Raw genomic sequence first — 21,194 nt, forward strand, 5'->3', positions numbered from 1 at the left:
TCTTCGGCACGGTGCCCGGCGTCAGCTCTCGCCGCCGGCGCTGCCGGTGGTGCCCGCGTTGACGTCGTGCAGCAGGTACTTCTCGATCGCCCACGCCGGAGCGTTCGGGTCGACCTGACCGCGGGCCGCAAGCAGCTCCAGGGTCCGGACGACCATCGACGGGCCGTCGATCTTGAAGAACCGGCGCGCGGCGGGACGGGTGTCGGAGAAGCCGAAACCGTCTGCACCGAGCGTCGCGTACTCGCCGGGGACGAACTGCCTGATCTGGTCGGGGACCGCGTGCATGAAGTCGGTCACGGCGACGAACGGGCCGTCGGCATCCTGCAGCTTGCGGGTGACGTACGGCACCTGCTTCTCCTGCTGCGGGTAGAGGAAGTTGTGCTCCTCCGCTGCCAGGCCGTCGCGGCGCAGCTCCGACCACGAGGTGACGGACCAGACGTCGGCGGACACGCCCCAGTCCTGCGCGAGCAGGTGCTGGGCCTCGAGCGCCCACGGCACGGCGACACCGGATGCGAGCAGCTGCGCCTTGGGGCCGGCCACGTCGGACGCGCGCAGGCGGTGGATGCCCCGCACGATCCCGTCGGCGTCGACGCCCTCCGGCTCCGCCGGCTGCACGATCGGCTCGTTGTACACCGTGAGGTAATACATGACGTTGGGATCCGGGTGGTTCCCTCCGTACATCCGCTCCAGACCGCTGCGGACGATGTGGCCGATCTCGTAGCCGTACGCCGGGTCGTACGAGACGACCGCCGGGTTCGTGTTCGAGAGGACGAGCGAGTGGCCGTCCGCGTGCTGCAGGCCCTCGCCGGTCAGCGTGGTGCGGCCGGCGGTCGCGCCGATCATGAACCCGCGCGCCATCTGGTCGCCTGCTGCCCACATGGCGTCGCCGGTGCGCTGGAAGCCGAACATCGAGTAGAAGACGTACACCGGGATGAGCGGCTCACCCTGCGTGGCGTACGACGTGCCGACGTTGGTGAACGCCGCGAGTGCGCCCGCCTCGTTGATGCCGACGTGGATGATCTGACCCTGCGGGCTCTCCTTGTACGCCAGGAGCAGCTCACGGTCGACCGAGGTGTAGTGCTGGCCGTTCGGGTTGTAGATCTTCGCGTTCGGGAAGAACGCGTCCATGCCGAAGGTGCGTGCCTCATCCGGGATGATCGGGACGATGCGGTGACCGAAGTCCTTCGACCGCAGCAGGTCCTTCAGCAGACGGACGAACGCCATGGTGGTGGCGATCTCCTGCGTGCCTGAGCCCTTCTTGGAGATGGCGTACGCCGAGTCGTCCGGGAGGTTGAGCTGCGTGTACTTGCTGCGACGCTCAGGGACGTAGCCGCCGAGCGCGCGGCGGCGGTCATGCAGGTACTGGATGGCCTCGTCGTCCGCGCCGGGGTTGTAGTACGGCGGGAGGTACGGGTTCTCCTCGAGCTGCGCATCCGTCACCGGGATGCGCATGGCGTCGCGGAACGTCTTCAGGTTGTCGAGCGTCATCTTCTTCATCTGGTGGGTCGCGTTGCGGCCCTCGAAGCTCGGACCGAGGCCGTAGCCCTTGATGGTCTTGGCGATGATGACGGTGGGCTGGCCCTTGTGCTCGGTGGCCGCCTTGAACGCGGCGTAGACCTTGCGGTAGTCGTGGCCGCCGCGCTTGAGGCCCCACACCTGGTCGTCGGTGTAGTCCTTGACGAGCTCCAGCGTGCGCGGGTCGCGGCCGAAGAAGTTCTCGCGCACGTATGCGCCGTTCTCCGTCTTGTACGTCTGGTAGTCGCCATCCGGGGTCTGGTTCATCAGGTTGACCAGCGCGCCGTCGGTGTCGCGGGCGAGCAGGTCGTCCCACTCGCGGCCCCAGATCACCTTGATGACGTTCCAGCCTGCTCCACGGAAGTAGCTCTCGAGCTCCTGGATGATCTTGCCGTTGCCGCGCACAGGGCCGTCGAGGCGCTGCAGGTTGGCGTTGACGACGAACGTCAGGTTGTCGAGCTTCTCGTTCGCAGCGACCTGCAGCTGACCGCGGCTCTCGACCTCGTCCATCTCGCCGTCGCCGAGGAACGCCCAGACGTGCTGGTCGCTCGCGTCCTTGATGCCGCGGTTGGTGAGGTACTTGTTGAGCTGCGCCTGGTAGATCGCGTTGATCGGTCCGAGACCCATCGACACGGTCGGGAACTGCCAGAACTCCGGCATGAGGCGCGGGTGCGGGTACGAGGACAGTCCGCCGCCCGCGTGCGACTTCTCCTGGCGGAAGCCGTCGAGCTGGTCGGCGCTGAGGCGGCCTTCGAGGAAGGCGCGCGCGTACGGGCCGGGGGAGGCGTGACCCTGGAAGAAGACCTGGTCTCCTCCACCCGGGTGGTCCTGGCCACGGAAGAAGTGGTTGAAGCCGATCTCGTAGAGCGTCGCGCTGGACGCGTAGCTCGAGAGGTGGCCGCCGACGGCGATGCCGGGGCGCTGTGCGCGGTGCACCATGACGGCCGCGTTCCAGCGGATCCAGGCACGGTACTTGCGCTCGATCTCCTCGTCGCCGGGGAATTCCGGCTCGTTCTCGGGGGAGATGGTGTTGATGTAGTCCGTTGTCGGGACCATCGGAACACCGAGCTGCAGTTCTTTGGAGCGCTTGAGCAGGCTCAGCATGATCTCACGAGCGCGCTCGTGGCCATGGGCCGCAACCAGTGCGTCGAGGGATTCCTGCCATTCGGCGGTCTCCTCCGGGTCCGAATCGATGTGATTCACCGAGTACGGGTCCTGGTCGTTTACAGTCACCCTCGACCTCTTTCTTGTGTCGGATAGATGGTAGACGGAGCTGATCGCTGTCGGGTCACAACAAGGGCGATGGCACCATCTGCCAGCCTAGCCTCACTCCGAGCCTCCCGGTGACCGTGCCATTTGACTCCACGGGCACGAGGTCTAAGCTGTGTCCTCGTGCGTGCGCGGCATTCCGGGCCGCGAGCGTGAAAGGACACACCATGGCTCTGGAGAACGACACCCAGGCACCCGACTTCGAACTCGTCAACCAGTACGGCGAGACGGTCAGACTCAGCGACTTCCGCGGAAAGAAGGCGGTAGCGCTCGTCTTCTTCCCCCTCGCGTTCTCCGGAACGTGCACCGGAGAACTGTGCGCGCTCCGCGACAACCTCAACCTGTTCAAGGACCACGCCGTCGAGCTCATCGGCATCTCGGTCGACTCGAAGTACACGCTGCGCGCGTGGGCAGAGCAGGAAGACTACGACTTCGCTCTGCTGGCCGACTTCTGGCCGCACGGCGAGATCGCCAAGGAGTACGGCGTCTTCCTGCAGGAGAAGGGATTCGCCAACCGGGCGACCTTCGTGATCGACGAATCCGGCATCATCCGCGCGTCGTTCATCACCGCGCCGGGAGAGGCCCGCTCCATCGAGGCGTACCGCGCCGCGCTGGAATTGCTGCCGGCCCACGTCGGCTAGGCTGACGCGTTGAAGGGCCTTTAGCTCAGCTGGTAGAGCGCCACGTTTACACCGTGGATGTCGTCGGTTCGATCCCGGCAGGGCCCACCCTCCACTGTTCTCGCACGCCTCTGGCGCAAACTGGCTGATCCTGCGGCGCGAAAGGGATTTTTGCGCGCATTCCGGCTGCATACCGTTGCAGGACCGAGGCTTTCTGGCTCCTTCCGAGCGGCTTCGTTCGGTGGTGGCGTGCTGATCGGGTCGGCTCGCCACCACCACCCCTCCTGCCGCTCGCGCCACCACTAGACTCCCGGCATGCCCGACGGCCCATACCGCTGGTTCGTGTACGCCGAGATCGCCCTCGCCGTCGTCACGTTCGTCGCCCTGTGCTTCATCGTCGCCCCGTACGGACGTCACGGCCGCTCCGGATGGGGTCCGACCGTGCCGGCGCGGGTCGGCTGGGTGGTGATGGAGAGCCCGGCGTCGATCGTCTTCCTGCTGTTCTTCCTGCTCGGCGACCACCGCTCCGAGCTGGTGCCGCTGCTGTTCCTTGCGCTCTGGCAGCTGCACTACGTGCAGCGCGCGTTCGTCTACCCGTTCCTGATGCGGACGGGCTCGCGGATGCCGGTGTCCGTGGTGGCGATGGCCATCCTGTTCAACCTGCTCAACGCGTGGGTGAACGCGCGCTGGATCTCGCAGTACGGGGAGCACGCGAACAGCTGGCTGGCCGACCCGCGGTTCTGGATCGGGGTGGCCGCGTTCCTCGCCGGGTTCGCGCTGAACATCGGCTCCGACCGCATCCTGCGCCGGTTGCGGGATGCGCGGGGCCGGGATGCGCGGGACGGCGGGGCCGCGGGCGGCGGCTACCGCATCCCGCACGGCGGCGGGTATCGCTGGGTGTCCAGCCCGAACTACCTGGGCGAGATGGTGGAGTGGACGGGCTGGGCGATCGCGACGTGGTCGCTGGCCGGGCTGGCGTTCGCGCTGTACACGATCGCGAACCTCGCACCGCGGGCGATGGCGAACCACCGCTGGTACCGCGAGACGTTCGCCGACTATCCGCCGGAGCGGAAGGCGATCGTCCCGTACCTGCTCTGACGGTGGTGCCGCGTACGCTGACGGCAGTCGTCGGAGGGAGTTGGCGTGCCGGAGAGCGTCGAGCAGTGGTGGGCGCGCCGCCAGTGGTCGAAGGGCGAGGCGACGCCGTACCCGATCGGCCGCTACCGCACCGACTGGGAGCGGTACCCGATGCTGATCCGGCAGTACCACCCCGACCTCAACCACGGCATCGTGCTCAGCCAGGTGCCGCCCGCTGCCGAGGTCTACCTGCTCTGGGAGTGCGACTCCGGGCACCGTTTCGTGGCGACTCCGGAGGAGCAGCGGTCCCGGCCGGGCGGCACCAGACGGCGCTCGGCGTGGTGCCCGGCCTGCGCCGAGGGAGCGGCCCCGCGCCGCATCCTGCAGCCGCAGCCCGACGACGGGATGCACGCCTGCGGTCACGCGCGCGACCCGCGCAGGATCGAGCACGAGCCGGGCGATGACCGCTGCTTCCTCTGCCGCAGGCTCGACACCGAGCGGCTCACCCGCGAAGAACTGGTCACCCTGGCGGCTCCGGGGTCGCGGGTGGCCGTGTCGGAGGAGAACGGCACGGCGGCGAAGCACTCCTGGCAGTGCGACAAGGGGCACCCGGTGTACCAGGCGAGCATCGAGCGCATCCTGGGCGGCCGGCGCTGCCCAGTGTGCCGGCACGCCGCGGCGGGTGCGGACGCCGTGGCCGTCGGCGAGGCGTTCGTGAGCAGGTGGGCGCCGCGCCCAGCCTCCGCCGCGGAGCCGGCGCTGAAGCAGCGCATCGCCGACCGGCTCGACGTGGACCTCGGCAGGAACGCCGTGCGCGTGGCGCGGCCGTTCTTCTCGCACCTGGAGGTCTGGCCCGACATCGTCATCCCCGAGCTGCGCGTCGCGATCGAATACGACACCACCGGGCGGCACGGTCTCGAGCACGTCGGTCCGCGGGAGGCGACGGACAGGAAGAAGGACAGGCTGCTGCGGGCGTCCGGCTGGGAGGTGGTGCGCATCCGGTGCGGCAAGCTGCAGCCGATCGGGCCGTACGACCTGCTGGCGGGGTCGGTGAACGCCGCGCTGGTCGAGCGCATCCTGGATCGGCTGGGGGAGATCAGGGGCGAGCTGATCGTCGGGGCGTATCTGCGCTGACCGCCGCGCACCCCGCCAAATGCCAGTAATTCAGCGGGAAATCTGCACTCGTGCAACGTCGGTGGCCGTGGCTACGCTGAACCCGTACCGGCCCTTCGGCGGCCGGACGCACTCGACAGAAAGACAAGGCTCATGGCTTCCACTCTCAACCCATACATCAACTTCCGCACCCAGGCGCGCGAGGCGATGGACTTCTACCAGTCGGTGTTCGGGGGCGAAGTGCAGCGGAGCACGTTCGCCGAGTTCCAGGTCAGCACAGACCCGGACGAGAAAGACCTCATCATGCACTCCCAGCTGACCACCCCGTCGGGTTTCACGCTGATGGTGGCCGACGTGCCGAAGCACATGGACCTCGCGGAAGGCTCCAACATCTCGGTCTCGCTGAGCGGCGACGACGAAGCCGAGCTCTCCGGATACTTCGCCAAGCTCATCGAGGGCGGCACGGTCATCGAGCCCCTCTCGAAGGCGCCGTGGGGAGACAGCTTCGGGATGGCGGTCGACAAGTTCGGCGTGTCCTGGCTGGTGAACATCGCAGGGTCAGCGCCCGCTCAGCAGGGCTGACCGGCGCATCCGGGGTCGCCCCGCCGCCGCACGGTTGCCCCGTCGCGGCGGCGAAGCGACAATGAGGCATGAGCGTGTCGACGATGACCGGCCCGATCGTCGCCGGGGTGTACCCGGGACAGCCGGTCGCGGTCGTGCAGGAGGCCGCCGCGCTGGCCGCGCGCCTCGACCGGGCTCTGCTCTGCGGCTACGTGACGCCGGACAGCTACCTGACCGAGTGGGAGCGCGCCGACCTGCGCAGGGAGGCGTCGCTGCATCCCGAGAGTGTCGGACCGGACGACGAGCGGCTGGCCATCGACCTGGCGGCGGCGATCACGGATGCGCTGGCGGACACCCGGGTGGAGGCCGCGGATGCGGCCGGTGAGGCGGAGGCGGGGGCGTCCGGAGCGGGGGAGCCGGGTGGCTGGCCAGCGGGTGCAGGACCGTCGGGCGGCGGGATGGGGCGCGGCCTCAGCAACGGGTGGGTGCTGCGCATCCTGGCCGGGGACCCGTCGCGGGCGCTCGCGCGGGTGGCCGAGGAGGTGGATGCTCCGCTGATCGTGGTCGGAACGCACCAGTCGGGATTCGGGCACGCGGTGGAGGAGTGGCTGTCCGGGTCGGTGGCGGTGCAGCTGACGCGGGCGCAGCATCGGTCGGTGGTGGTCGTGCCGATCGGGCACGCGAGCAGGCGGACGCGGACGCTGGGCTAGCGCTGTCGGGGTACTGCTGTCGGTGGCCCGGCGTAGCGTCTGACACGAAGGCCGACGGCGGATTCGGGGAAGGGGCGGCAATGTCGACACTCGAGGGACGGGATGCGTCAGCACTGCTGGTGATCGACGTGCAGAACGGCGTCATCGGCGGGGCGTACCGGAGGGACGAGGTGGTCGGCACGATCCGGTCGCTGGTCGACAGGGCGCGCGTCGAGGGGGTGCCGGTGGTGTGGATCCAGCACTCCGATGAGAACATCGAGGAGGGCACGGACGCCTGGCAGTACGTCCCGGAGCTGGTGCGTGCCGAGAGCGAGCCGCTCGTGCCGAAGCACTACGCCGACGCGTTCGAGGAGACCGCGCTCGAACAGGTGCTCGCGGATGCGGGCGTCGACCGCATCGTCGTGACGGGCTCGCAGACGGACGAGTGCATCCGGTCGACCATCCATGGCGGCCTCACCCGCGGCTACGACGTCACGCTGGTCGGCGACGCGCACACCACGGAAGACCTCAGCGAGTGGGGCGCGCCGACGCCCGACCTGGTGGTGGCGCACACGAACCTGTACTGGGGGAACCACCGGGCTCCGGGGCGCGAGGCCGCGGTCGTGGATGCGGCGGAGGTGCGGTTCTCGTGACGCGCGGGCGCGCCTCGATCGTCGATGAGGTTACACGCCCGGGCGACGCGGTGGCGTCGATCGGTGACGTGAGCATCCACCGCTGGTCGCCGGGCGACCGGCCGGTTCACGGGGTGAGCACGATGCGCCTCGTCGTGGTCGCGGCGTCCGACCAGGCGGACGTGACCTCGGAGAGCGGCACGGCGACCGCATCCAGGTCGAACGCACCGGCAGTGATGAGGGATGCGAGCTCGGGGAGCGACGCGAGGATGTCGCGGGGCGGGACGGAGCCTTGGCCGCTGCCGATGATCCGCAGGTCCGCGGCGCGCAGGGCGGCGGACGGGATCGGGGCGGTGCTGCCCGCGACCGAGCCGATCTGGATCCAGGTGATGGCGCGGCCTCTGTCCGGCCGGGCGGTGATCAGGCCCGTGAGCGCAGCGGCGGCCGGCTCTCCCCAGAGGTAGTCGAGGACCACGTCGACCTCGCCGGCCGACCGTCCGATGGCGTCGGCGATAGCGGCCTGGTCGCCATCGAGGGAGATGACCTCGGTGGCGCCGAGGGCGGGGAGGGCCGCAAGTTTCGCGGCGTCGCGTCCGGCCGCGACGATCCGGGATGCGCCCAGGCGCTTCGCGAGCTGCACGGCCAGTCCGCCCGCGCTTCCGGTGGCGCCGAGCACCAGGACGCTCTGGCCTGGCTCGAACCGCATCCGGCTGCGGAGGGCGAGCCACGACGACATCGCGGGGTTCATGGCGGCGGCGACGGCGATCGGGTCGGCATCCGGGGCGAGGACGATGCTGCGGCGGCGATCGATCACGGTGCGTTCGGCCATCGAGCCGGCGGTGGTGTCTGCGAGGACGAAGTAGTGGAGCGCTCCGGACGCGTCGCGGCCCACCCCGTCGATGCCGGGGATCAGCGGGAGCTCGTCGGTGCTGGTGTAGTGGCTGCCGTCCGCCTGCGACCGCACGCGGGGGTGCAGCCCGGCGGCGATGACGTCGACGACCAGGTCGTCGGGCGAGGACGCCGAGGGATCGGGGACGTCGGCGTAGCTGGGTGGTGCGTCGAACGATGAGACGAGTGCTGCTTTCATGGGGACCTCCGTCGTATAGTTGGTAACACGAAGTATTATTAGTTCGTATTACCACCTATGTCAAGGAGGCGCGATGACGACGACGGATCGGGAGAGCGGTGGCGGCGTTGGCGACCAGGATGCGCTGGTCGATGCCCTCGTGCAGTTCTCCTACCGGACCATGGGGGTGCTCAGCAGGCTGGCCGCCGAGAACGACCTGTCGCTGACGCAGCTGAGGGTGCTCGGCATCCTGCGCGACCGCCGGCTGCGCATCACCGCCATCGCCGACTATCTGGGCCTGGAGAAGTCCACGCTGTCCGGACTGGTCGACCGCGCGGAGAAGCGCGGGCTGGTCGAGCGCGCCCCGTCCGCCACCGACCGACGTGCCGTGGACGTGCTCCTCACGGCCAGCGGGCACGACCTGTCCTCCCGCCTGACGGCCGAGCTGAGGAACGAGCTGACGCCGTACACCTCGACGCTCCCGGCCGACGAGCAGCAGCAGGTGCGTTCGCTGATCGAACGGATGCTCGGCGGGGACGCGCTCTGACCATCCCGCCCCTCCCGCCGCTGGGGCGACGGTGGCAGACTGCGGGCATGGGTATCGAGGAGTGGTGGGGGAGACTGAGCGCCTCCGAGCGGCAGTGGCTCATCGACAACAACGGCGACGCGCTCCCGGATGCACTGGTCGCGTCGATCGTGGAGGCGGGCGGCGTGGTGCAGGTGGTCGGGGCCGAGGATGTGGCCGAGGACGTTCCCCCGGGAAGCTACCTCGCCGACGACGACGTGGACTGGATCGAGGAGACGGCGAACGAGGACGACGGCGCCGACCTCGACGAAGAAGAGTGACCACCGCAGGTGTACCTTGCTGGGCATGAGCACGGACACCGCTGTTCTCGACTGGATGCTCGACTCCGATCCTGCGTTGCGCTGGCGGGTGGAGCGCGATCTGCTCGGCGCCCCGCCGGAGGTGTGGGCCGCCACGCGGGCCAGGGTCGCCACCGAGGGGTTCGGCGCGCGGCTGCTGGCCGAGCAGGACGCCGACGGGCAGTGGGCCGGTGGCGCGTACTTCCCCGGGGACGCCGAGTTCGACCATCCGGATGAGCGCGACGAGGGCGGCCAGCCGTACACCGCCACCACCTGGAGTCTGAATGCGCTGCGCGAGTGGGGTGTCGACGCTGACGCGCTTGCTGGCACCGCCGAGCTACTCGCCGCGAACAGCCGGTGGGAGTACGAGGACCTGCCCTACTGGGGCGGTGAGGTCGACTGCTGCATCAACGCGTTCACCCTCGCCAACGGGGCCTGGCTGGGCGCCGATGTCTCGGGGATCGCGCAGTGGTTCCTCGAGCACCGGATGGCCGACGGCGGGTGGAACTGCGACTGGGTGGAAGGCTCGACGCGGTCCTCGTTCCACTCGACCCTCAACACGCTCGACGGGCTCCTCTATAACGAAGGCGCAACCGGAGGCAGCGACGCACTCCGCGAGGCCAGGCACGCCGGAGAGGAGTACCTGCTCGAACGCCGTCTTCTGCGGAAGCAGTCGACGGGCGAGCTGGTCGCTCCGTGGGTGGCCAGGTTCGCGTACCCGTTCCGCTGGAAGTACAGCGCCCTGCACGCCGCGGACTACTTCCGCGCCGCCGCCCTGCACGACGACACCCCGCCCGACCCGCGGCTGGCCGAGGCCGTGGAGTTGATCCGCGCATCCCGCACCCCGGAGGGGACCTGGCTGCAGGGGTACCGGCATCCTGGCAGGGTGTGGTTCGAGATCGACGCGGCTCCTGGCGAACCGTCGAAATGGCTGACCTTCCACGCCATGCGCGTGCTGGACTGGTGGGATGGGGCCGCAGCAGGCACCCGCGGATCGGCCTCGCCAGGGGATTGACGGCGCGTCGTCCTGGGGGCACGGTGATCGGCGAGCCGGATGGCGGGTCGATCCGACGACAGGGGCGGCCGACGATACCGCACCCCCGGCTCCGGCGGCGACCGTGCCCCGACCGCACGGTCGCCGTTGCACCGCATGTCGGCGGCCGGGCGAGAGATGAGGGAGAACGCAGTGACGATTCAGCTCAACGAGAAGGCGCTCACGCACGCGCGCGGCCTGCTGCGCCGCGGCGAACTGGTGGCCGACGAGCGGGACGACTGGAGCGAGCACGCCCCGTCGGCCGACGAGGAGAACGCGTTCATCGAGAAGCACGGGATCGCCGAGTACGCACAGTGGCATCTGGGCGAGGACACCTCCAAGACCGAGGGCACGAAGGGCAGGTACTCGTTCCCGTACGGCGACTTCAGGAAACTGCACCGCTGCGCCGTCATCTCCGGCGAGAGCAGGGCAGGGCAGTACGACCACGCCAGCATCGAGAACGCGTTGAAGGAGCTGCTCGGCGGCATCGACCGCAAAGAGTCCGCAGACAAGTAGTGAGCAGGATCGACAGGCGAAGGAGCACGATCATGAGCGACGCACGCGAGACAGCACCGGAGAGCCCGTCGGGGGAGCCCCTCGACACGGCACCCACCGACACCGGAGACATCACCGACACCGGAGAGACCGAGGACGCCGACGAACTGCTCGACCCGCGGGAGCCGTACGACGCGGACGGCGTGTTCGAGCCGCGCAGGGACGACGCGGGGGCGGACGACCTCGACGCGGGCACCGACGACATCGCCGCCGAGCCACTCGGCGACGACCAGCTCTAAGCCGGATGTTCCCGGGTTTCGAGGTCGACGACATCCCGGTCGACCCCGACGGCGTCGATGACGGCCCCACCGTCGTGCACGTGCGCCACGCGGGCACGGGCCCGCCGGTCCTGCTCCTGCACGGCCACCCGCGCACCGGCTCGACCTGGTATCGGGTGGCGCCCCGCCTGGTGGAGGCCGGCTTCACCGTGGTGGTCCCCGATCTGCCGGGCTACGGCGCCTCCACGGCCCCCGACCCTCAGCCCGGCCACGCCCCGCACTCAAAGCGGGCGACGGCCGAGCGCCTGCTGGCGGCGATGGATGCGCTCGGGCACGAACGCTTCGCGGTGGTCGGTCACGACCGGGGCAGCTACGTGGCGTTCCGGATGGCGATGGACCACCCGGAGCGGGTCACCAGGATGGCACTGCTGGACTGCATCCCGATCGTGGAGCATCTGGAGCGGATCACCCCGGAGTTCGCGACAGCCTGGTGGCACTGGTTCTTCTTCGCGCAGCCCGGCACGCCGGAGCGGGTGATCCTGGCCGATCCCGACAGCTGGTACCACGGCGATCCAGAGGCGATGGGTGCGGAGAACCACGCTGAGTGGCGGGAAGCAGTGCGTCGGCCGAACGTGGTGCGCGCGATGCTGGAGGACTACCGCGCCGGCCTCACCGTCGACCGCGCCGACGAGACGGCCGACCGAGCGGCGGGAAGGAAGATCGAGCAGCCGCTGCTCGTGCTGTGGTCGGCGCGCGACGACCTGGAGCAACTGTTCGGCGACCCGCTCGCGATCTGGCGCGACTGGGCGACCGACGTGCGCGGCTGGGCGATCGACTCCGGTCACCATGTCGCCGAGGAGCGTCCGGTCGAGCTGAGCGCGGCGCTGGCCGGGTTCCTGTCCGACCGTCCGGGCGTTTAGCACTCAGCCCCTACCCAGGGAACGCGCAGGGGGATACAGTGCGGGTCGTGAAAAGCGCGCGACTCCCTGCAGGCATCGCCGTCGCACTCGTGGCCATCGCCGGCTTCACGGGATGCGCGAGCACCACGTCGTCGTTGCGGCAGGCCGCCTCCGACGCGCGTTCGGCGGCCGAGACGGCGCAGCTGGCGATGATCCAGCAGCGCGACGACGGCACGTTCCTGACCACCACGCAGACGGCGCTCGGCGACGCGATCACCGAGCTCGGCGCTGCCGAGCAGGCGGCGACGGAGCTCCAGGCGGCGACATCGGCTGAGACCGCGGAGCAGAAGAGCACACTGCGCGCGATCCGGGATGCGACGGACGCCGTGCTCGCCGCACAGCGCTCGGTCGCGGCCGACGCCGGACGCGCCGTGCCGGCCCTGCGCAGCACGGCCGCCACGCTGACGAAGCTCGCCGACCGGCTCGAACGGGCGGAGAAGCAGCAGTGAAGCGCCTGCTCGGGGTGATGCTCGGCGTCCTCACCGCCATCGGCGGCTTCCTCGACATCGGGGATCTCGTCACCAACGCCGTCGTCGGATCCCGGTTCGGGATGTCCCTGGCCTGGGTGGTGGTCGTCGGCGTGGTCGGGATCTGCCTGTTCGCGCAGATGTCCGGGCGGGTCGCTGCGGTCAGCGGGCGGGCGACGTTCGAGATCATCCGGGAGCGGCTCGGGCCGCGCACGGGGCTCGCCAACCTGACGGCGTCGTTCCTCATCAACCTGCTGACCCTCACCGCCGAGGTCGGCGGCATCGCCCTGTCGTTGCAGCTGGCGAGCAGCATCGAGCCGACCCTGTGGATCCCGGTGGCGGCGTTCGCCGTCTGGCTGGTGGTCTGGCGCGCGAAGTTCTCCCTGCTCGAGAACGTCACGGGCCTCCTCGGGCTGACGCTGATCGTGTTCGCCGTCGCCGTGTTCCTGTTGCACCCGAACTGGGCCGTGCTCGCCGGGCAGGCCATCGCGCCGCACGTCCCGGCCAGCGAGCACGGCGCGACGTACTGGTACTACGCCATCGCCCTGTTCGGCGCGGCGATGACGCCGTACGAGGTGTTCTTCTTCTCCTCCGGGGCGGTGGAGGAGAAGTGGAAGAAGAAGGACATCGCGCAGTCGCGCATCAACGTGCTCGTCGGCTTCCCGCTCGGCGGTGTGCTGTCGCTCGCGATCGCCGCCTGCGCCGCGATCGTCCTGCTGCCGCGCGGGATCGAGGTGACCTCGCTCGCACAGGTGGCGCTTCCGGTGGCGGAGGCGGGAGGCAAGCTCGCTCTCGCGTTCGTCATCGTCGGCATGGTCGCGGCGACGTTCGGCGCCGCGCTGGAGACGACGCTCTCCAGCGGCTACACGTTGGCGCAGTTCTTCGGCTGGTCGTGGGGCAAGTTCCGGCGGCCTGCACAGGCGGCGCGGTTCCACCTCACGATGATCGTGGCGCTGCTGGTGGGGATCGCCGTGCTCGCCACCGGCGTCGACCCGGTGGCGGTCACGGAGTTCTCCGTGGTGTTCTCCGCCATCGCCCTGCCGCTGACCTACCTGCCGATCCTGGTCGTGGCCAATGACAAGCAATACATGGGGGAGTCGGTGAACGGGAAGGTGACCAATGCGTTCGCGCTGGTGTACCTCGTGATCATCCTGATCGCATCCATCGCCGCCATCCCCCTGATGATCGTGACGGGAATGGGCGCATGACCGACGAACTCGAACCGGCCGTCTCGTACGCGGGGCAGGTGCTGGATGCGGAACTCCACCTCCTCGACCGGCAGATCCTCGACAGGGACGACGTGCCGGTGGTGACGGTCGACGACCTGGAACTCACCGACATCCCATACGACCAGCCGATCGAGCCCGGCAGCCCGCCGCCGGTGATCACCGCGCTGGTCAGCGGGTCGGCGCTGTGGACCAGGATGTTCGGCGGGCGGCCGCCGCGCTCCCGGCTGCACCGCATCCCGTGGTCGGACGTGGCCAGGGTGGACATCGTGGTGTCGCTCGGGGTGCCGGGCGAGCAGCTCGACGTGACGTGGGTGGAACGCTGGGCGCGCGATCACATCGTCGCCCGCATCCCGGGAGGACGCCATGATCCTGAGTGACCTGATGCAGACGCCTGTGTTCGACGCGGACGGGCAGCGGCTCGGCCGGGTGATCGACGCGCGGTTCGTGGTCGACGGGACGCCTCGGCAGCTGTTGTCGGACGCGCGGCTCGACGGGTTCATCGTGAGCGCGCACTCCGGTTCGTCGTTCCTCGGCTACGAGCGCACCGATGAACGCTCGCCGTGGCTGATCGCGCACTTCCTGGCCTGGCGGCACCGCGGGGCTTTCCTCGTGCGCTGGGAGGACGTCGAGCGGCTGTCGCCGACCGCGATCAGGTTGCGGCCGGGCTACCGGCGCTACGCGCCCGGACTGGCGAGCACGCCGGCGGGGTGATCGGTCACGCCCTCCGCCAGTCGTCGCCGGTGAGGTGCGAGCCGGCCTGCGGACCCATTTGCAGCATCCCGCCGTCGACGGTCCAGGATGCGCCGGTGACGTACGACGTCTGCGGGGAGGCGAGGAACGCGATCACGGCGGCGACCTCGCGGGCGTCGCCGGGGCGGCCGAGGGGGATGCCCGGCCGGTGCACCCGGCGTGGATCCTCGTCGTCAGCGTCGTTCATCGGGGTGGAGATCTCGCCGGGCGCGACGGAGTTGCAGGTGATGCCGTACTCGCCGAGTTCGAGGGCGAGCGTCTTGATCAGCCCGCCGAGGCCGTGCTTGGCGGCATCGTATGCGGCGGACCCGACCCGTGGCTGGTGCTCGTGCACGCTCGTGACGGCGATGATGCGTCCGCCGCGTCCCGCATCCACCATCCGCCTGGCGACGCGCTGGATGCACACGAACGGCCCGTCGAGGTCGGCGGCGACGGTGGTGCGCCAGGTGTCCCAGTCGGTGTCGAAGAACGCGGGGCCGCCGTTGACGCCCGCGTTGTTGACGAACACGTCGCAGCCGCCGAGCCGGTCGGCGAGCGCGTCGACCACGTCGCCGCAGGCGGGGGCGTCCGTGGTGTCCAGCCTGGTCGTGAACGCCTGGCGGCCGGCGTCCCGCACGAGCCGGGCGGTCTCCTCGGCGCCGTCCTCGTCGGAGTGCCAGGTGATGCCGACGTCGAGACCGGCTTCGGCGAGCGCGACGGCCGTCGCCTTACCGATCCCGGAATCCGAGCCGGTGACGATCGCGGTGCGCGGGGTGAAGTCCTGGTCGGCCATGCTCGTTACGGTTTCCCTTCTTCGCTGTACGGCGTCTCGCCCTCTGCGCCGTCGCCCGGGTCGTCGGCCTCCCGTTCGGCGTCGCCGTCACGCCGGGTGCCGAGGTCGTCGTCCGGGTCGGCGAGCGCGCCGATCACGTCTCCGATGACGTTCTTGTCCGGGGTGGGGTCGACGGCGCCTCCGTCGTCTCCGTCGAGGCCGTCGGCCAGTCCGTTGGTCTGGTCGAAGCCGGTTTCTCTGTCGTCTCGTCGGTCTGTCATGACGGTCATCGAACACCGAATCCGCTGTTCGGCAAGCCCCCGCCATCCGGTCCGGGTGCGGCGTACACTCCGCGCCATGACTGCCGGAAAGCTGATCTTCATCCGTCACGGCGAGAGCACAGCGAACGTGGCGGCCACCGCCGCAGAGCTGGCCGGCGCGGAGACCATCGCCGTGGAGGCGCGCGACCCCGACGTTCCGTTGACCCCGCTCGGCGAGCAGCAGGCCACCGCCGTCGGGCCGCGGCTGGCCGACGCGCTGGACGGGCATCCGGAGCGCGCGCTGTTCTGGAGCTCTCCGTACCGGCGCGCCGTGCGCACGGCCGAGCTGGCACTGGGCGGCGGCCTGCCGTTCACCATCGACGAGCGTCTGCGCGACCGTGAGCTGGGCATCCTGGATGCGCTGACCACCCGGGGCGTCGATGCGCGGCTCCCGATGGAGGCGGCCAGGCGGCGCTGGCTGGGGAAGCTCTACTACCGGCCACCGGGCGGCGAGGCGTGGACGGATGTCGCCCTCCGGCTCCGCTCATTCCTCCGCGACCTGGACACGGCGGACGGACGGCCGGTGGTGCTGTTCACGCATGACGCGGTGGTGAGCGTGTTCCTGTACGTCCTGTGCGAGTGGACGGAGCAGCAGCTGGACGACTTCCTGGTCTCCCGCATCGTCGGCAACGCCTCCCTGACGACGCTGGAACGCGACGGCGCCGGCTGGCGGCTGGACGCGTTCGCCGACGACGCGCACCTCCACGACGCCGGGCTCCCGGCGACGGCGCACCCGGGAGCGGCCCGTGTCGACGACTGAGCGGGGCAGAATGGCGGCCACAGCCGCCGAAGTGGATGCGGCGTACCTGCGCCGCTGGGAGCTTCCGGCCCCCGGCGCGTCGAAGCAGTCCCGCGGAGACGTGGTGGTGGTCGGCGGTGCCGAACGCTCGCCGGGCGCTGCCCTGCTGGCGGGGCGCGCATCCCTGCGGGTCGGCGCCGGCCGGCTGACGCTCGCGGTCGGGGAGTCCTCGGCCACGGCGGTGGCCGTCGCCCTGCCGGAGTGCGGGATCGTGCCGCTCGCGGAGAACGCGGACGGCTCAGTGCGCGGTCGGTCGGCCGCGGCGGCCGCAGCAGACGTGGGCGGCGCAGACGCCGTGCTGGTGGGACCCGGCCTCGACGACATCGGCGAAACGAAGCGGATGCTGACGACACTCGCCGGTGCCGTCTCCCGCGACGCGACGCTGGTGCTCGACGCGTACGCCCTCGGCGCCCTGGCGGTGGCAGGACGGAAGGTCCTTCGCGGGTTCGGCCGCGGCGCGCGCATCCTGACGCCCAACCTCGACGAGGCGGCGCTCCTGCTCGGACGCCCGCTGGACGACCAGCCGGCCGACCTGCTCCGCATCGCGAGGCGTTACCACGCGGTGGTCACCTGCCACGGCTGGATCGCCGACCCCGACGGCACGCTCCTGCACGTCCGCGACGGCGGACCGGGGCTCGGCACGTCGGGCAGCGGGGATGCGCTGGCCGGCGCGATCACCGGGCTCGCGGCCCGGGGATGCGGTCCGCTGCAGGCGGCGGCGTGGGGCACGTACCTGCACGCGGCGGCGGGGGAGTCGCTGGCACGGGATGTCGCGGCGCTCGGGTTCCTCGCAAGCGAGATCGTGGAACGGCTGCCGCGGGAACTGGCAGCGGTGGAGGACAGGGCGGGGGAGTAGCGGCGCCGCGCATCCGCCCCCTGCCGACGGCTACGCCCGCGTGCTCGCGAGCAGCTCGATGACCTCCGCCGTCGTGCCCGTCTCGCCGATTCGCGGGAACACGCTGCTCACCACGTGATCGTGCGCCTCCGCGCTCCTGTCCGACATCGCGTCGGTGGCGAGGGTGACGTTGTAGCCGAACTCGTGCGCCTGCCGCGCGGTGGATTCGACGCCCGCGCTGGTCGCGATCCCGGCGATCACCACCTGCGTCACGCCCTCGGAGCGCAGGTACGCATCCAGATCGGTGGCGGTGAACGCACCCCAGGTGCGCTTCGTAACCACGTGGTCGGTCTCGGCGCGGTGCAGCTCGGGCACGAACTCGAGCGGGTCGGCCGGGCGCTCGCCCGTCGAGCTCTGGGCCTGGGCGCCGGGCTGCGCCTCGATGCGGCCGGGAGCGCGCCCGGCCACGTTCACCAGTACCACCGGAAGTCCGTAAGCGCGGAACGCGTCGGCGAGCGCCCCCGCGTTGGCGAAGACCTCCTCGACCGGGTGGGCGACGTGGTATGCGCGGATCGCGTTCTGCAGGTCGACCACGATGAGTGCGGTGCGGGTGTCGATGGTGCTGATGGTCATGCGTGGGGCCTTCCGGACGGGACTTCGAGCCTACGCCCGCGTCAGCCCCGTTCTGTGTCGGGCTTCCCCGGTCGCGCGTTCGCGTCGTCCCTGATGTCGATCCTGGTGACGCCGGGCTCCGGCTCCTCGGTGCTGATGCGCGGCTTCGCGTCCTCCTCGGTGGACTTCGGGGCCGTGGTCAGCTGGTCCTCGCGCTTCTCCGCTGGCGACAGCTCGTCCGCCGGGTCTGCAGGCATGGGTCTCTCCTCTGGTCGATGGGTGGGGGAGTCGGCTCGAACGGTATGCGGGAACCGGAGGCGACGCAAGGCCACCCGGCCGCGGACCGCCTCAGCTCGGGATGCTCGGGATGCTCGGGATGCGCGCGACCGGCTGCCGCAGGATGGTCCGCAGCTTCTCCGGCGCCGTCCGCCGCGCGTCGCTCAGGTAGACCTCGTGGTGGAGGCCGACCATGCGCATCCCGTTGGCCGGCACGAACTCCGTGTGCAGCGCATCCAGCACGGGCGCCTCGTCGTCGTACGAGCCGACGTGGAGCGTCTGGACGCAGAGCCCCTCGTCCAGCCACTCCGCCCGCACCGCGTCGATCGCCGCGTCGCCCACCGAGCGGGCTGCTGCGGAGCGGGCGATGTCGAGATGCTGGTCGGTGATCCAGCCCGGGATGAGGTTCAGGAGCGTCCACGACCAGAGCGACTTGTCCCTGCCGGTGGTGAACGCTGCAGGATCGTCGGCCCACCAGAGACCTTCGAGCGGCATCACCGTGTAGTCCTCGCCGAGCTCGTTCTTGCTGAAGAACTTGAGCTTGTACGCGAACGGGTAGAGCGCCGCGAGTGCCGCCTGGTATGCGGGGGACGTGTTCGGGTCCCCGTGGCCGTCGACCATCAGATAGCGCAACGGGGGAACGGTGACGACGTCGAACCGTCCGTGTGGGGCGCTGTAGCTGGCGAGTTCCTTCCGGAGATCGTGCTTCACGGCGTGGCGGAGGTGAAGCCGTCGGGGAACGACACCGAGCGGTCCGGTCCCATCGGACGGAGGCCGTCCGGCAGCGGGAACCCGACCGTGTACTCGACCAGCGGGGCGTTCATGTCGCCCCAGTCGTCCTTCTTCACCCGGATGGCGTCGGTCGACACCTCGGTGATGCGCACGCGCAGCCAGCGGCCGTCGTCGAGGCGCAGTTCGTACGGGTCGGCCAGGTAGCCGATGCCGAGCGCATCCAGGTGCTCCTCGGCGTCGAGCCAGTCGACAACGCCGGTCACCCGGCGGCCGAGCAGGTCGACGGCGACGAAGCCGTCGCCGTCCTGGTCCATCCAGCCGAGCAGTTCGCCGTCGGAGCGGCGGTGCTCGATCCAGGTCTCCTGAACGCTCATCGGCCCACCATACAAGGTGCCTGCGAGGGGCAGGGATACCGTTACAGTGGACGCTGTGCTGATCCCCGAAATCGACAGAGCCTAGCCACCGACTTCTCGGTGGCGGCCCCGCAGCAGCGTCAGCGCGCAGCCCTCGGCAGGAGAGTCCTCTGCAGGGCAGCGCCGACGTGCGACGCCGTCGAACCCGCACACCGGCGATCCGCCGGGACGCGGGCAGGTTTCTGATCATTCCGCTCCCGCATTCGGTCGAGCGCGCACTTCTAGGGAATCCATGTCCAACGCATCCATCGTCCTGTCCACCCTCTCGTTCTCCTGGCCGGACGGCGAGCCGGCCATCGCCGGTGTCACCGGCAGTTTCGGCTCCGGCCGCACCGGCCTCGTCGGCGACAACGGAGCGGGCAAGTCCACGCTCCTGCGGCTCATCGCCGGCGAGCTCACACCCACGAGCGGCAGCATCAGCACCACCGGAGACGTCGGCTATCTCGCGCAGTCCGTCACCTGGCGGGATGCGACGACGCTGGCCGACCTGCTCGGCATCGCGCCCATCGTCAGCGCCCTGCGCGCCATCGAGAGCGGTGACGTCGACGAGCGGCACTTCGACACCGTCGGCGACGACTGGGACATCGAGTCCCGCGCTGACGAGCAGCTGCGCCGTCTCGGCTTCAGCTCCGCCGACCTCGACCGCAGCGTCGGCACCCTGTCCGGCGGAGAGGTCATGCTCATCGCCATCGCCGGCCTCCGCGTGCGGCGCCTGCCGATCACGCTGCTCGACGAACCGAGCAACAACCTCGACCGCGACGCCAAACGGATGCTCGCCGACCTGCTCGACACCTGGCCGGGTACCCTCGTGGTCGTCAGCCACGACCTCGACCTGCTCGACCGGATGGATCAGACGGCCGAGCTCTACGACGGCAGGCTGACCGTGTTCGGCGGCCCGTACAGCCAGTGGAAGGAGAACCTCGACCGGCAGCAGGCGGCCGCCGTGCTCGCGGCGCAGGCGGCCGAGCACGCCGTGAAGGCGGAACGCCGCCAGCGCGCAGAGGCGGAGAGCAAGCTCGCCAAGCGGGCGCGAACGGCGAAGACCGCGAACGAGAACAAGAAGGGGTCGAAGATCCTGATGAACGGGCTGGCGTCCCGGGCGGAGAACTCCGCGGGCAAACTGCGCGCCGGGCTCGACGACAAGCTGGACGCCGCGAAGGCGAACAGAGAGGCGGCGGCGGCGCGGATCCGGCCCGACCAGAAGATCAGCCTGCAGCTGCCCGACCCGGATGTGCCCTCCGGCCGACGCATCGGCGAACTGCACGGCACAGACCGCACGATCATCGTGCAGGGTCCGGAGCGCATCGCGATCGTCGGCGCGAACGGTGTTGGAAAGACGACGCTGCTCGAGAACCTGGTCGCCGGACGCGCGTCTGAGTCCGGCCGGGCCGGCGGGGTGCTGCACACCGACAGGGTCGGTTATCTCAGCCAGCGTCTCACCGGACTCGACGAGTCGCGCAGCGTGCTCGACACCCTGCGTGCGGTGGCGCCCCAGGTTCCGGATGCGCAGCTCCGCAACCAGCTCGGCCGCCTGCTGGTGTCCGGCAGCGACGTGAACCGTGCGGTCGGCACGCTCTCCGGCGGCGAGCGGTTCCGGGTGTCGCTCGCCCGGCTGCTGTTCGCCGACCCTCCCGCTCAGCTGCTGGTGCTGGACGAGCCGACGAACAACCTCGACCTGGTGAGCGTCGACCAGCTGGTGGCGGCGCTCACCGCATACCGGGGAGCGGTGCTGGTGGTGAGTCACGACGACCGGTTCTTGTCGCGGCTCGGGTTGACGGAGGTGCTGGAGCTCGGCGCGGCAGGGGAGCTGCGGCGGGTGGAGGTGGCCGCGGGCTGAGG

At 70.2% G+C, this 21,194-nt stretch carries 27 protein-coding genes and 1 tRNA gene; 20 read left to right on the plus strand and 8 right to left on the minus strand.

The window, feature by feature from the left end; genetic code table 11:
* Positions 1-21: 21 nt before the first annotated feature.
* The gene (gene aceE / locus ACN6M5_RS03875) at positions 22-2,748 is read right to left on the minus strand and encodes a pyruvate dehydrogenase (acetyl-transferring), homodimeric type (protein ID WP_085370832.1); all 2,727 of its coding nucleotides are present in this window, start codon (positions 2,746-2,748) and stop codon (positions 22-24) included.
* A 203-nt stretch (positions 2,749-2,951) separates the two neighbouring features.
* Here aceE and ACN6M5_RS03880 point away from each other — a divergent pair, with 203 nt between their 5' ends.
* From ACN6M5_RS03880 to ACN6M5_RS03910, 7 genes are all read left to right on the plus strand, one after another.
* Positions 2,952-3,425, plus strand: coding sequence for a peroxiredoxin (locus tag ACN6M5_RS03880; protein ID WP_085370831.1), 474 nt, complete (start codon positions 2,952-2,954; stop codon positions 3,423-3,425).
* Between the two features lie 14 nt (positions 3,426-3,439).
* Positions 3,440-3,512: transfer RNA gene (locus tag ACN6M5_RS03885), tRNA-Val, on the plus strand.
* 207 nt (positions 3,513-3,719) lie between these two features.
* Positions 3,720-4,502: a phosphatidylethanolamine N-methyltransferase family domain-containing protein gene (locus ACN6M5_RS03890; RefSeq protein ID WP_434948564.1), complete on the plus strand. Its 783-nt coding sequence runs from the start codon at positions 3,720-3,722 to the stop codon at positions 4,500-4,502.
* A 45-nt stretch (positions 4,503-4,547) separates the two neighbouring features.
* Positions 4,548-5,615 (plus strand): zinc-ribbon domain-containing protein, encoded by a 1,068-nt coding sequence (locus tag ACN6M5_RS03895; protein ID WP_434948565.1) that lies wholly within the window; start codon positions 4,548-4,550, stop codon positions 5,613-5,615.
* A gap of 132 nt (positions 5,616-5,747) precedes the next feature.
* Positions 5,748-6,176, plus strand: a complete 429-nt coding sequence (locus tag ACN6M5_RS03900; RefSeq protein ID WP_085370828.1) for a VOC family protein — start codon at positions 5,748-5,750, stop codon at positions 6,174-6,176.
* A 68-nt stretch (positions 6,177-6,244) separates the two neighbouring features.
* Positions 6,245-6,865, plus strand: coding sequence for a universal stress protein (locus ACN6M5_RS03905; RefSeq protein ID WP_434948566.1), 621 nt, complete (start codon positions 6,245-6,247; stop codon positions 6,863-6,865).
* Between the two features lie 80 nt (positions 6,866-6,945).
* Complete coding sequence (locus tag ACN6M5_RS03910) at positions 6,946-7,497, plus strand: isochorismatase family protein (RefSeq protein ID WP_434948567.1); 552 nt, start codon at positions 6,946-6,948, stop codon at positions 7,495-7,497.
* A 106-nt stretch (positions 7,498-7,603) separates the two neighbouring features.
* On the opposite strand, the gene ACN6M5_RS03915 is transcribed toward ACN6M5_RS03910, so the two are convergent.
* Positions 7,604-8,563 carry a zinc-binding dehydrogenase gene (locus ACN6M5_RS03915; RefSeq protein ID WP_434948568.1) on the minus strand — a complete coding sequence of 320 codons (960 nt, stop codon included), beginning with the start codon at positions 8,561-8,563 and terminating at the stop codon, positions 7,604-7,606.
* A 73-nt stretch (positions 8,564-8,636) separates the two neighbouring features.
* Between ACN6M5_RS03915 and ACN6M5_RS03920 the strand changes: the two genes are divergently transcribed.
* From ACN6M5_RS03920 to ACN6M5_RS03965, 10 genes are all read left to right on the plus strand, one after another.
* Positions 8,637-9,089: a MarR family winged helix-turn-helix transcriptional regulator gene (locus tag ACN6M5_RS03920; RefSeq protein ID WP_434948569.1), complete on the plus strand. Its 453-nt coding sequence runs from the start codon at positions 8,637-8,639 to the stop codon at positions 9,087-9,089.
* 47 nt (positions 9,090-9,136) lie between these two features.
* Positions 9,137-9,388, plus strand: a complete 252-nt coding sequence (locus tag ACN6M5_RS03925) for a hypothetical protein (protein WP_434948570.1) — start codon at positions 9,137-9,139, stop codon at positions 9,386-9,388.
* 25 nt (positions 9,389-9,413) lie between these two features.
* On the plus strand, positions 9,414-10,421 hold the full coding sequence (locus tag ACN6M5_RS03930) for a prenyltransferase/squalene oxidase repeat-containing protein (protein ID WP_434948571.1): 1,008 nt from the start codon (positions 9,414-9,416) through the stop codon (positions 10,419-10,421).
* Between the two features lie 171 nt (positions 10,422-10,592).
* A complete protein-coding gene (locus ACN6M5_RS03935) occupies positions 10,593-10,955 on the plus strand; it encodes a hypothetical protein (RefSeq protein ID WP_434948572.1) in 363 nt (120 codons plus the stop codon).
* 32 nt (positions 10,956-10,987) lie between these two features.
* On the plus strand, positions 10,988-11,233 hold the full coding sequence (locus ACN6M5_RS03940) for a hypothetical protein (RefSeq protein ID WP_434948573.1): 246 nt from the start codon (positions 10,988-10,990) through the stop codon (positions 11,231-11,233).
* A 5-nt stretch (positions 11,234-11,238) separates the two neighbouring features.
* Positions 11,239-12,132, plus strand: coding sequence for an alpha/beta fold hydrolase (locus ACN6M5_RS03945; protein ID WP_434948574.1), 894 nt, complete (start codon positions 11,239-11,241; stop codon positions 12,130-12,132).
* 47 nt (positions 12,133-12,179) lie between these two features.
* Entirely contained in the window at positions 12,180-12,620 is a 441-nt protein-coding gene (locus ACN6M5_RS03950) for a hypothetical protein (protein ID WP_434948575.1), read from the plus strand.
* On the plus strand, positions 12,617-13,846 hold the full coding sequence (locus tag ACN6M5_RS03955; protein ID WP_434948576.1) for an NRAMP family divalent metal transporter: 1,230 nt from the start codon (positions 12,617-12,619) through the stop codon (positions 13,844-13,846). The genes ACN6M5_RS03950 and ACN6M5_RS03955 overlap by 4 nt, the downstream gene beginning before the upstream one ends.
* A complete protein-coding gene (locus ACN6M5_RS03960; protein WP_434948577.1) occupies positions 13,843-14,244 on the plus strand; it encodes a hypothetical protein in 402 nt (133 codons plus the stop codon). Before ACN6M5_RS03955 ends, ACN6M5_RS03960 begins: the two co-directional genes overlap by 4 nt.
* On the plus strand, positions 14,231-14,578 hold the full coding sequence (locus ACN6M5_RS03965) for a PRC-barrel domain-containing protein (RefSeq protein ID WP_434948578.1): 348 nt from the start codon (positions 14,231-14,233) through the stop codon (positions 14,576-14,578). The genes ACN6M5_RS03960 and ACN6M5_RS03965 overlap by 14 nt, the downstream gene beginning before the upstream one ends.
* Positions 14,579-14,582: 4 nt before the next feature.
* Here ACN6M5_RS03965 and ACN6M5_RS03970 read toward each other — a convergent pair whose 3' ends face one another.
* Both ACN6M5_RS03970 and ACN6M5_RS03975 read right to left on the minus strand, forming a co-directional pair.
* Positions 14,583-15,389, minus strand: a complete 807-nt coding sequence (locus tag ACN6M5_RS03970) for an SDR family oxidoreductase (protein ID WP_434948579.1) — start codon at positions 15,387-15,389, stop codon at positions 14,583-14,585.
* A 5-nt stretch (positions 15,390-15,394) separates the two neighbouring features.
* Entirely contained in the window at positions 15,395-15,649 is a 255-nt protein-coding gene (locus ACN6M5_RS03975; protein ID WP_168689430.1) for a hypothetical protein, read from the minus strand.
* A gap of 76 nt (positions 15,650-15,725) precedes the next feature.
* Between ACN6M5_RS03975 and ACN6M5_RS03980 the strand changes: the two genes are divergently transcribed.
* Positions 15,726-16,448: a histidine phosphatase family protein gene (locus tag ACN6M5_RS03980; protein ID WP_434948580.1), complete on the plus strand. Its 723-nt coding sequence runs from the start codon at positions 15,726-15,728 to the stop codon at positions 16,446-16,448.
* A gap of 10 nt (positions 16,449-16,458) precedes the next feature.
* Positions 16,459-17,343, plus strand: coding sequence for an ADP-dependent NAD(P)H-hydrate dehydratase (locus ACN6M5_RS03985; protein WP_434948581.1), 885 nt, complete (start codon positions 16,459-16,461; stop codon positions 17,341-17,343).
* Between the two features lie 30 nt (positions 17,344-17,373).
* Here the strand turns inward: ACN6M5_RS03985 and ACN6M5_RS03990 are convergent, their stop codons facing one another.
* The 4 genes from ACN6M5_RS03990 to ACN6M5_RS04005 all read right to left on the minus strand — a co-directional run bounded on the left by ACN6M5_RS03990 (position 17,374) and on the right by ACN6M5_RS04005 (position 19,316).
* The gene (locus ACN6M5_RS03990) at positions 17,374-17,955 is read right to left on the minus strand and encodes an isochorismatase family protein (RefSeq protein ID WP_434948582.1); all 582 of its coding nucleotides are present in this window, start codon (positions 17,953-17,955) and stop codon (positions 17,374-17,376) included.
* Between the two features lie 41 nt (positions 17,956-17,996).
* On the minus strand, positions 17,997-18,191 hold the full coding sequence (locus ACN6M5_RS03995) for a hypothetical protein (RefSeq protein ID WP_085370815.1): 195 nt from the start codon (positions 18,189-18,191) through the stop codon (positions 17,997-17,999).
* 91 nt (positions 18,192-18,282) lie between these two features.
* The gene (locus ACN6M5_RS04000) at positions 18,283-18,921 is read right to left on the minus strand and encodes a GyrI-like domain-containing protein (protein WP_434948583.1); all 639 of its coding nucleotides are present in this window, start codon (positions 18,919-18,921) and stop codon (positions 18,283-18,285) included.
* Positions 18,918-19,316 carry a hypothetical protein gene (locus tag ACN6M5_RS04005; protein WP_434948584.1) on the minus strand — a complete coding sequence of 133 codons (399 nt, stop codon included), beginning with the start codon at positions 19,314-19,316 and terminating at the stop codon, positions 18,918-18,920. The genes ACN6M5_RS04000 and ACN6M5_RS04005 overlap by 4 nt, the downstream gene beginning before the upstream one ends.
* Positions 19,317-19,587: 271 nt before the next feature.
* Between ACN6M5_RS04005 and ACN6M5_RS04010 the strand changes: the two genes are divergently transcribed.
* Positions 19,588-21,192, plus strand: coding sequence for an ABC-F family ATP-binding cassette domain-containing protein (locus ACN6M5_RS04010; RefSeq protein WP_434948585.1), 1,605 nt, complete (start codon positions 19,588-19,590; stop codon positions 21,190-21,192).
* Positions 21,193-21,194 lie beyond the last annotated feature (2 nt).

Origin of the sequence: Leifsonia araucanica, assembly GCF_051161895.1 — a bacterium.
Taxonomy (GTDB): domain Bacteria; phylum Actinomycetota; class Actinomycetes; order Actinomycetales; family Microbacteriaceae; genus Leifsonia.